The sequence below is a fragment of the Legionella sp. 27cVA30 genome (assembly GCF_024160945.1).
Classification (GTDB): Bacteria; Pseudomonadota; Gammaproteobacteria; order Legionellales; family Legionellaceae; genus Legionella_A; species Legionella_A septentrionalis.
Genome location: NZ_JAMYXK010000002.1, coordinates 372,500 through 385,438 on the forward strand (window position 1 = coordinate 372,500; position 12,939 = coordinate 385,438).

A 12,939-nucleotide genomic window follows, 5' to 3' on the forward strand; every position below is an offset into this window, starting at 1 on the left:
TCACGCACGCATGGTTTCAATGGTGTGCGTGTGTAACTCACAGCCATGCTTGCGGTATTCCCGGTAATGTTCGCGGCTGATTTCCTTTGCCGCATCATTTGGTGTAACAATTTCCATAATGCGGCGAAATCTCGTGAAAAACGGCGGAATGATGGAAGACATATTAAGAAGAATATCGCTAAATCCTCTTGGCTCGGTGCTGTATCCTATCTGGATAGGTGGAGGTGGCTCCGGGCCTTCACCCTGTAAATTGTGAGGGATGAAACTGTCTTCCTTATAAGTCCATAGCAATTCATCGATTAATTCGGCGTCTTCTTTTTTATTGCAAAAAACAAATACTTGATGGCCACGGGTGTAAGCTTTTTCCAGCAAGCGGCAGGCAGTTAGCCATTCATTTTGCTGGTATTCGTGAGCTAATAAATAAAAATCAATGCGAATAGGCGACATGTTCTAATAACCGTATGAGTAGAGAAACAGGGCGTCCAGTGGCGTTGCGTTTTTTACCCGAAATCCATGCCGTGCCTGCAATATCCATATGCACCCAGCGAAAATTTTCAGCGAATCTTGCAAGAAAGCAGGCGGCTGTAATACTGCTGCCAGCCCGGTCCGTTGCATTGACCATATCCGCAACTGGACTTTCCAATGCTTCCTGATAGGCATCGTCTAACGGCAAGCGCCAAGCCTTATCACCGCTTCGTGCAGCTGCAGATAAAATAAGTTCTGCAAGTTCTTCGTCTTTGGTCATGAAGCCCGTCATTAAATAACCAAGCGCAATGACCATGGCTCCGGTCAGCGTGGCAATGTCAATCACGAATTTTGGCTTAAACCGTTCAGCATAAGTGAGCGCATCAGCCAAAACCAGCCTGCCTTCGGCATCGGTGTTGATGATTTCGATGGTTTGTCCCGACATGCTTTTTACCACATCACCTGGCCTCATCGCACTGCCACTGGGCATATTTTCAGCACAAGCCATTAAGCCGATTACATTTATGGGCAGTTTGAGCAGTGCACAAGCTTTTAATGTACCCAACACCGTCGCAGCACCGGCCATGTCATATTTCATTTCCGTCATGGCATCGGCTGGTTTCAGGGAAAGTCCGCCTGAATCAAACGTGATGCCTTTGCCAACGAGCACGACAGGAGCACCTTCACCGTTCTTATAACTTATTTCAATCAGTTTAGGGGGTTCCTGACTGCCCTGGGCGACAGCGAGTAAGGCGCCCATACCCAATTGTTCCATATCCGTACGGTTCAAAACTTTGGTTTGCAATTCCGGATGCTCCTCTGCGAGTGCCTGAGCTTGCTCGGCAAGAAAGGAAGGCGTACAAATGTTAGCCGGTAAATTGGCCAGGGTGCGGGTCAAACGAAGGCTTTGAGCCAATGCTTCGGCCTTGTGTAAGCACGTTGCTTGTGCATTTGGGGTGAAAAAAGAAAGGGATTTCAGTCGGTGGGGTTTGTTGTTTTTACTTTTAAAATCCAGAAACTGATAAGCTTGTGCATCAAATTGCAAGATCATATGTTGCATCTGCCAGTCGGCATCGCGTGTTTCTAATTGCGGCAGGCAAATGGTAGCTGTCTCGACACGCTGTTTTAATAAGGTGGAAACTATATTTTCAATGCATTTGTTTAAGGCTTCGATGCTAAATTTTTCTCGCGCACCACAATGGATAAGTAGCAAGCTTGCGCCGTAACAATCTTCTTGCCAAACTGCATCGCCGGGCTCTGATAATTTATTTGTTAATTTCTGGAAAAGAGCTTGCTGTTCTTTAGGAAAATTACTGGTGAAAGAAGGCAGGGATAGATCGTTTAGAATACCTAAAACTAAGCATTCGCTGGTATGTAAGCTTGGCGCAGCAACCATTTTATATTCCATATGAGTATCCCATGCAATAAAAAATTGCTAGTTTACTTAGGTTTGCTTGAGTTGGCTACTCGAATCTAGGTCAGGTATAGTCTTAAGGTTAATTAAGTATTCATGATGGATTTATAAAAGTTTCTTAAGGCCAATTATTACTATGGAATTGCCTCGGTAAATAATAAAGCGAGCATACTTTTTAAGTGGCAAAGCACTTGTTAACCGATATCCCCAATCGGGTTTTTAGTATATAATTTGGCGTTATTGTTAGCTAATTACTCTATTCTTTCAAAAGAGGTGGAAAACCGGTGCTCATTTTTCGCTATTTAGCCAAAGAAGTATTTGTAACCTTGGCAGGTTTGACGACCATCTTATTGCTGATTTTTATGAGTAATCAATTCATGCGTTATTTGACCCGCGCAGCCAGTGGCCAAATTCCCGCTATGTTCATCATGAAACTCATGATGCTCGAATTACCCAATCTCATGGGTTTATTACTGCCTCTTGGCTTTTATGTAGCACTTTTAGTAGCTTACGGGCGTCTCTATGCGGAAAGCGAAATGACCGTATTGCAAGCTTGCGGTTATGGACCCAACCAGCTTTTGAAGCATAGCCTCATCATGGCGACGGTAGTGGCCGTCCTGGTATTAATCATTATGATCTGGGCAAGTCCTGTGATAGCAATCGAGCGCGCCAAACTGCTGCGTACGTCCGGGATACAAACGTTAATTAAGACTATTGTTCCAGGGCGCTTTCGTGAGCTGCCGGGCGGGCGGCAGGTTTTTTATGTGGAGGAAATGAATCCGGCGCATACAGTAGCGAAAAATGTATTTTTGGCAAAACTTGGGGAAAAAGACGGTAAGCAACAATGGAATATATTGTGGGCGGATAAAGCATTTGCCAAAACCGATGCGCAAACTTTTGAAGATTACGTCGTTTTTGAAGAAGGTAAAGCATATCAAGGAATTCCCGGCAGCGCAGATTATGAAATCGCGGAATTTGGTAACTACGAAGCGCGGCTCCCACACCCTGTCGTAGCTTTAAAAAACGATATACGCACATCGGATACGGCAAGCCTTCTTCCTCTGAACAACCCTGATACGCGTAAGGCGGCGGAATTGCAATGGCGACTTGCGGTGCCTTTGATGGTGTTGACCTTAACTCTGGTGGCAGTGCCTTTAAGCCGAGTTAATCCACGTGCTGGCAAATTTGCAAAATTATTGCCTGCAATCGTGCTCTATATCATTTATGCAAATTTTATATTCGTGGCACGTGATTGGCTTATTGTAGGAAAAATTCCAGTATGGTTAGGGATGTGGTGGCTGCATTTGGCAGTAGCTTTGCTGGGATTGTTCTTAATTTGGCGCAATCAGGTGAAATTAGCATGAAGATGAATTTATTAGATCGCTACATCGCCAAAACTGTCATGGCATCGATTGCTTTGATTACGCTGATGCTGGCAGGCTTGCAAGTTTTTATATTATTTGTGAACCAGTTAGATGATTTGGGCAAAGTAAATTATGGCATCGTGGAGGCTGCTGTTTTTATTTTGCTGCAAATGCCTTATCAGGTTTATTTGTTTTTTCCCATGGCAAGCCTTTTGGGTAGTTTAATTGGCTTGGGAATTCTTGCCAACCATCGCGAACTGGTGGTGATGAGAGCGGCCGGAATGTCCGTATGGCAAGTGACCGTGGCGGTGTTAAAAGCAGCTTTGATTACCATTGTTCTGGTCACACTTTTGGGGGAAACTTTAGTCCCAAAATTGGCTGCCCTGGCAGCTGATAAAAAACTGCAAGCCATGAGTGAGGGGCAAGCGACGCGTACAGCCAAGGGAATATGGTTGCGTAATCAAAATGATTTTATCAGCATAGGTTCGGTTTCCAAGGATAATACTTTGCATGATGTGTCACAATTCCGTTTTGACGACACCCATCATATGCAATTGGCGCGCAAGATTGAAAAAGTGGTTTATCAAAATGGTGCCTGGATAGCTTCCAACGTAGCAGAATCCATTATTGGAGGAGACAATACCAAAGCTTCTCAGTATCAGGAAATGAACTGGGATGTGCCGCTAAACCCCAAGATTTTACAAATCAGCGGCAATGAGCCGGATGAAATGACCCTGCCTGAACTAAACCGCTATTTACGCGTGCAAAAAAAGAATCATCAAACTGCTTTGAATTACCAGTTGGCTTATTGGCAGCGTTTGTTGCAGCCATTTACCACGGTGGTTATGATGGTATTGGCCATCCCTTTTATATTTGGTCCCTTGCGCTCCTCTACCATGGGATCGAAACTCCTGGCAGGAGCGGTGATGGGATTCGGATTTCATATCGTCAACCGTATTTTTGGGCCTATAAGTCAAGTGTTTCAGTGGCCTGCTGAAATTGCCGCGTTTGCGCCCACCTTTTTGTTTGCCTTCCTGGGGATGTATTTGATGCGCCGGGTTCGATAAAGATGTTTATCTGGAGGCATTTGTTTGAAGCGCTGCTTAATCCCTTTTTTCTGGTTATTTTCTTATTAACCGTTAGCTGGATATTATTTTTGCGCCAAGCTAATCGTCGCGCCGGCATATTATTGACTATTGCCTTGGCCAGCTTGTTATTGTTAAGTACAGGCATCATTCCTGAATTGTTAACGCGCAAGCTCGAAGATCAATACCCTGTCGTTACTAAAATAAATAAAGATATACATTGGATAGTGGTGCTGTCAGGAGGGCAGGCACAATTTGCCAAGGCTGATGTGGCAATCAACCAAATTTATACAGCAAGCTTACGTCGCCTCATTGAAGGGGTGCGATTATACCGGCAGTTACCGCATGCCAAACTGTTATTATCAGGTGGCGAGTTTGCCGGGGAATTGGCAGAAGCGCAGCAATTGGATTTATTGGCAGCCTGGTTGCAAATTCCCGAAGACAACAGAGTGCTGGAAACTGCGTCCACCAATACGGCGTCGCAAGCTGAGAAAATTAGGCAATGGGTGCGGGATGAGCCTTTTTATTTGGTGACTTCGGCTCTCCATATGCCTAGAGCGATAGCGCTTTGCAGGAAACAGGGATTGCATCCGATTGCAGCACCCACGGATTTTACTTATTACTGGTATGATGAACGCTGGGGAAAATATTATTTACCCAATCCGCATAATTTAGTTTATTTAAACCAAGCATGGCATGAAATAGCAGGGCGGCTTTGGGCATATCTTCACCATAAGTCTTAAGCCCCATCTTTATTTAGCCAGTCTGACAGTACGCTGATGATTTTGCGGGCTTGTTCTTCACTGGAAATGTTAAATTTTGATTTTTGCCAATACTGGTTATTGCGTTTTTGATAGCGCCGTATTGAATATTTAACAGGCCCGTATTCCTGTGCCGTTCGATCCCATTCTTGATAACGAAAAAGAATGGTGGTCCATGCACCTTTCGATAATACGTATTTGTCCAATTCTTTTACTGTATCCATGCCATCTTCGTTGAACGCAATGGTTAAATCTTCAATGGTTTCACTCATAAAATAATTTCCAAAAAAACGGAATGTTAGAAGTTGAAGTGTGCAGCTTACATGCAATTTCTCAAGAGAAATGCACCAAAGCTTATAATTTCAGCCTTCGGGGTTAATCAATGGATTGTAATTGGCCGTTCACAAATGTCAAGGTGAAGGGTTGTTGGAATTGATCAACTTGATAGACCCATACGTGCGGCGGTTCGTTGCTTGGGATAGGCTGATTAATAAACGTATTGTTTACCATATCTGGACTGCCGCAAGCATTATACACGGCGCTTTCATTGTCTCCGACATTTACATTGATGCCATCGCATACGGTCATGGCATTGGTATCTGAGCCATTAAGGCGGATCTCGCTGATTTTGTCGTTGATGATGTCCACTTCAAGGTTAATATTAGTGCCGCTTGGAAGCGACCATTGGTTGTAAATCGGATCAAGGCTTGGATAAATGCTGCCCTTATTGACCGTGGAATAAATCAATTGTTTTACGGGGACTTTTTGTGTCACAGGTCGATTGCTTTCTTCCTTGCTAAGCGGTTCGCCGCAAGCTGCAATCACTTCTGCTTCCGTCATGCCTACATTAATATATCCCTGATTTTGCGGGCAATAGAGAGATTGAACAGCACATGCATCGAATGGAAATAAAAAAATACCAAGCAAGCCAAGATGTTTTAATCTCATTATCCTATCCCCGACATGAGCTGCTATTCTTATTATAGCTTCGTTTGCCTTATTTATGCGTCAGGTACAAGCAATTTCACTCTGGCACTTTCGCCTAAAAGATAACGAAGTGACGTCATATTAATGGCAAAGGTAACGATGCCTGAATGAATAAAACAATAACTTTTAAAATGATCATGATCACAATGGGGGAAAAATCAAATCCTGAAATGTTTGGAATGATTCTGCGGCCAATGCTTAAAGCTGGCTGGGTAATCCGGTATAAAATATCCGCCAGGGGGTGCTTCCACATCGGGTTAACCCAACTCATAATCGCATAAGCAAGGATGGCATAAAACAGTAAATTGCAGGGTTGGATGATGAGATCAGCGAGTACATAAATGAGAATCCATAGCAAAGGCAATGCCATGCCTAAGAACAATATATTGATTAAGGCAAATTTGATGATTTCTATGGCAATTAATACAATGATCGCCGGCCAATCGTAGCGACTGATCAGCGTTTTTACGGGAAATAACCCTGTTATGGGCTTTAACATGGGTTGCGAAAATTTATGCAGCAACTGACTCACGGGATTTAACGCACTGATGCGGAAGTAACGCAGCAAAATACGCAGCCACAATAAAGAAATAAGTAGACCGAAAAAAAGGTGGAATAAAAAATAACCTACCGCAACTAAGCCACTGCCCATGGTAACCTCATGATTGTTCCAGTTCATTTGCACGTTTAAAAGCAGCTTGCATAGCCGTTTCAACGAGAGTATTTAAATTTTGTTGCATGAATATGTCCAGGGCTGCTGCAGTTGTCCCATTCGGTGAAGTCACTTGTTCCCTCAATTCAGCTAAAGGTTGTTTTTTTGCCAAAGACAAGCTTACTGCACCTGCAAACGTTTGTAATGTAAACGATTGGGCAGTCTCTGCAGGAAGCCCAAGACGAACCGCCGCCTGCATCATACTTTCCATAAACAGAAAGATATAGGCAGGACCGCTGCCTGACAGGGCAGTAAATGCATTCATCTGCTGCTCATCATCAACCCAGGCTGCTAATCCGATTTGCCGAAACAATTCTTCAGCCCATTTTTTTTGTAGAGGAGTCACTCGTGCATTGGCAATCATCGGAGTAGCGCTTTTAGCCACTGCAGCGGCAACATTCGGCATGGCGCGCACGATGGCCGGTTTGGTGGTTTTACACTGCTTATCGAACCAGGCCAAACTAAGTCCGGCAGCAATGGAGAGGATTAGGCAACTGGGTGAAAGATGTTCGTTAATTTCTGTTAAGACCGTTTTCATGAGCGCAGGTTTAACCGCCAAAATAAGCACATCAGCATCGCTTAAAAAAGCCAGATTACTGGGATCGGTTTTTATTTTTGCAGTGGATGTGTTTTGGGGCAGGGAAGGAGCGCTGGCCCGCAATTCATACCTGCTGTTTCCTGCCAATCCTGCAGCAATAGCTTTCGCCATGTTGCCAAAACCAATAAAAGTTATTTTCATCGCCGTTCACCGAATATTGCCCTGCCGATGCGAACCAATGTGCTGCCGGCTTCAATGGCTGCACACAAATCATCGCTCATTCCCATGGAAAGGGTATCCAACTGCACATGCAATTGCTCATTCAACTCATGCCGCAAGTGGGTTAAACGCATAAAACTTGCATATTGCTGCTCATGAGTTTGCAATGGTTTGGGTATCATCATCAGGCCGCGCAATGTCAAGCGCGGTAAGTTGAAAACTTGTGCAGCCAGGGTGTGGGCCATTTCCGGCTTGATACCGGATTTTTTCTCATCATCAAAGTTAACTTGCAGGCATATATTGAGCGGTGGCAGATGAGGAGGCCGCAAGTTGTTAAGTGCTTCTGCTATTTCATAGCGGCACAAGCTATGCACCCAGGAAAATTGGCTGGCTATCCCCTTGACCTTGTTGCTTTGCATAGGGCCAATGAAATGCCAGCTGATGGGTAGATGAGCTAATTGCTTAATCTTTAGTTGAGCTTCCTGTAAATAATTTTCGCCAAAATCCCTGATGCCAGCAGTATAAGCTTCAGCAATTGCAGCAGCCGGATGGCTTTTACTGACAGCCAGTAATTTTACTGCACCTGGTTCTCTGTTGCCCGCCTGTTCTGCCTGATGGATGCAAGCTTTAATAATTTGTATACGCTCTGCAATCGTCATATTAACCGCATATTGTTTTCCATAAACCATAGAGTATGGCTGAGATGGCGATTAATCCTATGAAGGTAACAAATCCATTTTGCAGCGGACGCCGATAGATTTTCATCGCAGGAACCGCAGCAATCGCATACATCGGCATAAGAAACAGGATGATGGCAATGATTGGTCCGCCCAATGTTTCTATCATGGTGAGGATATTGGGGTTAAACGTTGCAGCCAACCAGCAACTTAAGATAATAAAACCTTCAATCAGGTATTGCAAAGGCGTCTTGCCTATCATTTTGCCGCGTGATTGCAATGTTTTGCCAAGGAGGCCATGCAAACCTTCGCTCGCGCCCAAATAGTGGCCAAGGAAGGATTTGGCGATGGCAATAAAGGCGATCACTGGGGCGACATAAGCTATAAAAGGTGTATGGAAATGGTTGGCGAGGTAAGAGAGGATGGAAATATTTTGCTGCTTGGCCAAAGCTAAGTCCTGTGAAGATAAGCTAAAAACGCAGCTGAATACAAAAAACATGACGGTGGTAACCATTAAAATATGGCTATTTCTTAAAATCCGTGAACTGTTTTTATCGGCTTTTGCCCCAAACAATTGTTTTTGACTGACGGCAAAAGAAGAGATAATAGGGGAGTGGTTGAATGAAAATACCATTACCGGAATGACCAGCCACAAAGTCATCAGGAAACCATGTGGATGATGCGTGGTGTTTGCGTGGTGGAAAATTGCACCATTCCAGTGCGGCACGAGGTAAAGTGATAATAAAATTAAAATACTGAGGAATGGGTATACAAGATAACTCATCGAGCGAATAATGACTTGTTGCCCAAGACGCACGATACCCATCAAACCGAGAATGAGCAACAAGGCTAACAAAGCCCTTGGGGGAGCAGAAACACCCAACTGGTTAACGATAAAACTGTTGGTTGTGTTGGTTATAGCCACACTATACATCAGTAAGATTGGAAAAATTGCAAAAAAATAAAACAGCGTCAGTATTTTTCCGGCAAAGGGACCAAAATGTTCATCCACCACATCGGTAATATCATTTTTTGCCGCAGAACCGGATAACACAAACCGGCAAAGTGCCTGGTGTGAAAAATAAGTCATCGGGAAAGCTAGAAGGGCCATGATGATTAGCGGCCAGATGCCGTGTAAGCCCGCATCAATGGGGAGAAACAGAGTACCCGCACCTATGGCTGTGCCATATAAGCTGAGCATCCAAACGGTATCTTGTTTCCGCTCTTTTACAATGGGTGTTTCTTTAGCTAGAGCTACATCTGGCGGCATAAACTAATCCTCATCATTTCTGTCTAATAACTATCCTGCTTTAATTGCTCACTCGATATAAGAGTGACAAAGATGTTAAGATTTATCACATTCTGTTCTTCTTTCAAAGAGTAGTAGTAGATTATTGATTTGTATTTATACATTATTTTCAATTTAAATACAATATGTTTCGAAAAAATAGGTAATGTCTGGTCAATAATAGCTTAACTTTGGCATTGATTGAGGGAATCAATGCCAAATTATTATACTGAAATGGACGCTTTGGCTTTCGGCTTTTCCATGGAAAGTTCTATTTCTTTTATAATTCCCGGGAGGAAGGCGTTAACTTTTGCTATTTGAGAATGGGCTATTTGTAACAATTCTTTTTCTTCTTTTGCTGCACTTTTTTCTTTAAGTTGCGTGACCACTGCTTCTACTATCTTCTGTTGCGATGCAGGCTGCAAATAAGTTTGTAGAGCCTGGAGGTTATATACTTGCTCTTGTGGCTCTTTTTCCATGTATTTATCCAATTCCACAAAAAAATTGCTTCTTGCTGCACTTTTAAAGAAAAAATTTCCCTGGTAGCTTTTATCAATTTTATAGGCAAGTGCACTTTTTACACCTTGTAGCGTTCTTATTTCCTTATTGATTTTCTTGGTTAATTCTTTTAATGGATGTATTTTTTCGGGGGCTTGCTCCAGATTTTTAAAGGTAGAATGGCTGATTAAATGACTGATGGCTTTCAGCAAAGCGACGTCATGCATGCGTTCGGGATTGGTCGATTCAAAACTGTACAGAATTGAGTTTTTACTTTTTTCATAAGAGGAAACAATTGAATTGATGCTGTTTATTTCTTTTTGTACAGTTTCCATAGCGCTCGCCAGCTTATTTTTTTCTTTTTTAATTTTTTCCTGTTCTTCCTGTTTTTTTTGTTTAGACAGTCCCATTTTGTTCTCCTTGTTTTTATGGATGCGAGTTTTAAAAATATAACAAGAAAGTGATTATTGAAAGCAGAATTGCTCAGCGAAATTATGCATCCATGTTGGCAATGGCATGTTTTCTTATATTGGGCTTCCTATGTAATCAGTTCAATTTGAGTGATATTATCGAAGTGAGTAAGTCCAATGCTCGATATCAAGGAAGAAAGAAGATGAAAGTATTTTACGTCTATATGTTGGCAAGTAAGCGCAATGGCACTCTATATGTCGGCCTAACCTCAGATCTGATTAAATGGGTTTGGGAGCATAAAAAATAAGATGGTACCAGGATTTACTGCTCGGTATAATGTTCATCTGTTGGTCTATTATGAAACGCATTCAATTTATCCAGAAGCTGCTCGATGTGCAAAACGATTTAAAAACTGGTGCAGACAATGGAAAATTAATTTGATGGAAGAGCTTAACCCTGAATGGCATGATCTGTATAAAGGAATTTGTTCTTAATCTAGATTCCTGCAAGCCGAGGCATAGGTTGGGGCAATTGTCAACACGGCCCCTACTCTAATTACAAAAATTAAGTATTAACAGGATGTTATTGCCCATGGATATTACCGAATTATTAGGTTTTGCAGTAAAAAACAATTCATCCGATTTGCATCTATCGGCTGGAATGCCGCCCATGATTCGCGTCGATGGGGACTTGCGTAAGATCAATGTTCCTCCTTTGCAACATAAAGAAGTGATAAAAATCGTTTATGACATCATGAATGATAAGCAACGCAAGGAATATGAAGAACATTTGGAAACCGATTTTTCTTTTGAGGTTGCCAACCTTGCCCGTTTTCGCGTGAATGCATTCAACCAGGCCCGTGGTGCGGCAGCAGTTTTTCGTACTATTCCCTCTAAAATTTTGACTCTGGATGATTTGCAGTTGCCGCCTGTATTTGTGGAAATGGCTTCTTACCCCAAGGGGCTGGTTTTGGTAACCGGGCCTACCGGTTCGGGGAAGAGTACCACGTTGGCTGCCATGATCGATTACATTAACAGCAGTCGCTATGATCATATCCTGACGGTTGAAGATCCGATTGAATTCATTCATCAGAGTAATAAATGCCTGGTGAACCAACGCGAGGTACACCGCGACACCCAGAGTTTTAGCGCGGCTTTGCGTTCTGCGCTGCGTGAAGACCCTGACATTATTTTGGTTGGAGAGTTGCGCGATTTGGAAACCATACGCCTGGCCATGACTGCTGCTGAAACCGGCCATCTGGTATTCGGGACTTTGCATACCAATTCCGCCACCAAAACCATAAACCGCATCATTGATGTGTTCCCGGGAGAGGAAAAAGCGATGGTGCGCTCCATGCTTTCAGAATCACTGCAAGCCGTGGTCGCGCAAACTTTGCTTAAAAAAACAGGAGGCGGGCGGATTGCTGCTTTGGAAATTATGATTTGTAATGCCGCCATCCGCAATTTAATTCGCGAAGATAAAGTCGCGCAAATGTATTCATCCATTCAGACAGGGCAAGCACAGGGAATGATGACTCTGGATCAACATTTAACGCAACTGGTCAATGCCAATCTTGTCTCGCGCATCACCGCGAGGGATATTGCCATCAATAAGACTCTCTTTTAATGGGTAATAACAACTCCGGATGCTTTTATGCGGCATCCGGTTATGAATTTGGCAATAGTTGAGTTTTATTTCACAGAGGAGACTTGTGCCGTTAGGCATTGCGTTGCAATTCAATCAACTGGCGTATCCCGTGTTCGGCAAGTTGCAGCATGTCGTTAAGCTGATTGCGATTAAAGCTGCCGTCTTCCGCTGTACCTTGAATTTCAATGAAATTGCCTGCTTCATCCATGACCACATTCATATCGGTTTCAGCCAATACATCTTCAGCATAATCGAGATCAAGGACTGGCTGGCCGCGGTAAATTCCTACTGAAACGGCCGAAACAAAATGAAAATCGGGGCGTCTTCTTAATTTTTCGCGCGAGACCATCCAGTCTACGGCATCCTTGAGTGCAACACAGGCACCGGTAATGGCGGCAGTGCGTGTACCGCCATCAGCCTGAATCACATCGCAATCAAGCGTAATGGTGTTTTCCCCAATAAGCTTTAAATCCAGGCAGGTGCGCAAAGAGCGGCCGATGAGCCGTTGGATTTCGAGAGTCCTGCCGCCTTGTTTACCTTTGCTGGCTTCACGTTCACTGCGGCTGTGCGTGGAGCGGGGCAACATGCCGTATTCAGCCGTTACCCACCCTTGATTTTTCCCTTTAAGAAACCTTGGCACCCCATCGATTACCGATGCTGTACAAAGTACACGGGTTTGACCAAATTCCACTAATACGGAACCTTCCGCATGATTAGTGTAATTGCGGGTTATTTTAATTTCTCTTAATTGATCCGCTTCACGATTGCTGGGACGCATATTGATCCTTGATAAAAATGAATGAGTATATCTTATTTAAGTATTACTTTACGAGATAAAAGAGAAGCTGCCATTACAGGGAAGTACATAACTGC

General features: G+C 43.4%; 14 protein-coding genes and 1 pseudogene. 5 read left to right on the forward strand and 10 right to left on the reverse strand.

The window, feature by feature from the left end:
- On the reverse strand, positions 1–447 hold the full coding sequence (locus NKV53_RS07040) for a DNA polymerase III subunit chi (protein ID WP_126954067.1): 447 nt from the start codon (positions 445–447) through the stop codon (positions 1–3).
- Positions 428–1,873 (reverse strand): leucyl aminopeptidase, encoded by a 1,446-nt coding sequence (locus NKV53_RS07045; protein ID WP_253350906.1) that lies wholly within the window; start codon positions 1,871–1,873, stop codon positions 428–430. The genes NKV53_RS07040 and NKV53_RS07045 overlap by 20 nt, the downstream gene beginning before the upstream one ends.
- Before the next feature lie 290 nt (positions 1,874–2,163).
- On the opposite strand from NKV53_RS07045, the gene lptF reads away from it, so the two are divergent.
- Genes lptF through NKV53_RS07060 form a run of 3 tightly spaced genes read left to right on the forward strand, consistent with a single transcriptional unit; the run spans position 2,164 to position 5,071 of the window.
- Positions 2,164–3,243 (forward strand): LPS export ABC transporter permease LptF, encoded by a 1,080-nt coding sequence (lptF, locus tag NKV53_RS07050; RefSeq protein WP_126954065.1) that lies wholly within the window; start codon positions 2,164–2,166, stop codon positions 3,241–3,243.
- A complete protein-coding gene (gene lptG / locus NKV53_RS07055) occupies positions 3,240–4,310 on the forward strand; it encodes an LPS export ABC transporter permease LptG (RefSeq protein WP_126954064.1) in 1,071 nt (356 codons plus the stop codon). The genes lptF and lptG overlap by 4 nt, the downstream gene beginning before the upstream one ends.
- 2 nt (positions 4,311–4,312) lie before the next feature.
- Entirely contained in the window at positions 4,313–5,071 is a 759-nt protein-coding gene (locus NKV53_RS07060; protein ID WP_126954063.1) for a YdcF family protein, read from the forward strand.
- Here the strand turns inward: NKV53_RS07060 and NKV53_RS07065 are convergent.
- From NKV53_RS07065 to NKV53_RS07095, 7 genes are all read right to left on the reverse strand, one after another.
- On the reverse strand, positions 5,068–5,361 hold the full coding sequence (locus NKV53_RS07065) for a hypothetical protein (RefSeq protein WP_126954062.1): 294 nt from the start codon (positions 5,359–5,361) through the stop codon (positions 5,068–5,070). The two genes, NKV53_RS07060 and NKV53_RS07065, sit on opposite strands and share 4 nt — an antisense overlap.
- A gap of 103 nt (positions 5,362–5,464) precedes the next feature.
- Positions 5,465–6,037 (reverse strand): DUF2845 domain-containing protein, encoded by a 573-nt coding sequence (locus NKV53_RS07070; RefSeq protein WP_126954061.1) that lies wholly within the window; start codon positions 6,035–6,037, stop codon positions 5,465–5,467.
- A gap of 115 nt (positions 6,038–6,152) precedes the next feature.
- The gene (locus NKV53_RS07075) at positions 6,153–6,755 is read right to left on the reverse strand and encodes a YggT family protein (RefSeq protein ID WP_233579618.1); all 603 of its coding nucleotides are present in this window, start codon (positions 6,753–6,755) and stop codon (positions 6,153–6,155) included.
- On the reverse strand, positions 6,736–7,527 hold the full coding sequence (gene proC, locus NKV53_RS07080; protein WP_253350908.1) for a pyrroline-5-carboxylate reductase: 792 nt from the start codon (positions 7,525–7,527) through the stop codon (positions 6,736–6,738). Before proC ends, NKV53_RS07075 begins: the two co-directional genes overlap by 20 nt.
- Positions 7,524–8,204 carry a YggS family pyridoxal phosphate-dependent enzyme gene (locus tag NKV53_RS07085; RefSeq protein ID WP_126954103.1) on the reverse strand — a complete coding sequence of 227 codons (681 nt, stop codon included), beginning with the start codon at positions 8,202–8,204 and terminating at the stop codon, positions 7,524–7,526. Before NKV53_RS07085 ends, proC begins: the two co-directional genes overlap by 4 nt.
- 1 nt (position 8,205) lies before the next feature.
- Positions 8,206–9,492 carry an HAAAP family serine/threonine permease gene (locus NKV53_RS07090; protein ID WP_126954058.1) on the reverse strand — a complete coding sequence of 429 codons (1,287 nt, stop codon included), beginning with the start codon at positions 9,490–9,492 and terminating at the stop codon, positions 8,206–8,208.
- Positions 9,493–9,734: 242 nt separating this feature from the next.
- A complete protein-coding gene (locus NKV53_RS07095) occupies positions 9,735–10,418 on the reverse strand; it encodes a hypothetical protein (RefSeq protein ID WP_126954057.1) in 684 nt (227 codons plus the stop codon).
- 203 nt (positions 10,419–10,621) lie between these two features.
- Here NKV53_RS07095 and NKV53_RS07100 point away from each other — a divergent pair.
- Positions 10,622–10,913: pseudogene (locus NKV53_RS07100) on the forward strand (GIY-YIG nuclease family protein).
- Between the two features lie 97 nt (positions 10,914–11,010).
- Positions 11,011–12,045 carry a type IV pilus twitching motility protein PilT gene (locus NKV53_RS07105; RefSeq protein ID WP_126954056.1) on the forward strand — a complete coding sequence of 345 codons (1,035 nt, stop codon included), beginning with the start codon at positions 11,011–11,013 and terminating at the stop codon, positions 12,043–12,045.
- Between the two features lie 91 nt (positions 12,046–12,136).
- On the opposite strand, the gene rph is transcribed toward NKV53_RS07105, so the two are convergent.
- Positions 12,137–12,844: a ribonuclease PH gene (gene rph / locus NKV53_RS07110; RefSeq protein ID WP_126954055.1), complete on the reverse strand. Its 708-nt coding sequence runs from the start codon at positions 12,842–12,844 to the stop codon at positions 12,137–12,139.
- Between the last annotated feature and the right edge of the window lie 95 nt (positions 12,845–12,939).

Excerpts from the sequence above, each read along its gene's own strand:
- NKV53_RS07040 (WP_126954067.1), bottom strand. The coding sequence starts at position 447 with ATGTCGCCTATTCGCATTGATTTTTATTTATTAGCTCACGAATACCAG.
- NKV53_RS07045 (WP_253350906.1), bottom strand. The coding sequence starts at position 1,873 with ATGGAATATAAAATGGTTGCTGCGCCAAGCTTACATACCAGCGAATGC.
- lptG (WP_126954064.1), top strand. The coding sequence starts at position 3,240 with ATGAAGATGAATTTATTAGATCGCTACATCGCCAAAACTGTCATGGCA.
- NKV53_RS07060 (WP_126954063.1), top strand. The coding sequence starts at position 4,313 with ATGTTTATCTGGAGGCATTTGTTTGAAGCGCTGCTTAATCCCTTTTTT.
- NKV53_RS07065 (WP_126954062.1), bottom strand. The coding sequence starts at position 5,361 with ATGAGTGAAACCATTGAAGATTTAACCATTGCGTTCAACGAAGATGGC.
- NKV53_RS07070 (WP_126954061.1), bottom strand. The coding sequence starts at position 6,037 with ATGAGATTAAAACATCTTGGCTTGCTTGGTATTTTTTTATTTCCATTC.
- NKV53_RS07075 (WP_233579618.1), bottom strand. The coding sequence starts at position 6,755 with ATGAACTGGAACAATCATGAGGTTACCATGGGCAGTGGCTTAGTTGCG.
- proC (WP_253350908.1), bottom strand. The coding sequence starts at position 7,527 with ATGAAAATAACTTTTATTGGTTTTGGCAACATGGCGAAAGCTATTGCT.
- NKV53_RS07085 (WP_126954103.1), bottom strand. The coding sequence starts at position 8,204 with ATGACGATTGCAGAGCGTATACAAATTATTAAAGCTTGCATCCATCAG.
- NKV53_RS07090 (WP_126954058.1), bottom strand. The coding sequence starts at position 9,492 with ATGCCGCCAGATGTAGCTCTAGCTAAAGAAACACCCATTGTAAAAGAG.
- NKV53_RS07095 (WP_126954057.1), bottom strand. The coding sequence starts at position 10,418 with ATGGGACTGTCTAAACAAAAAAAACAGGAAGAACAGGAAAAAATTAAA.
- NKV53_RS07105 (WP_126954056.1), top strand. The coding sequence starts at position 11,011 with ATGGATATTACCGAATTATTAGGTTTTGCAGTAAAAAACAATTCATCC.
- rph (WP_126954055.1), bottom strand. The coding sequence starts at position 12,844 with ATGCGTCCCAGCAATCGTGAAGCGGATCAATTAAGAGAAATTAAAATA.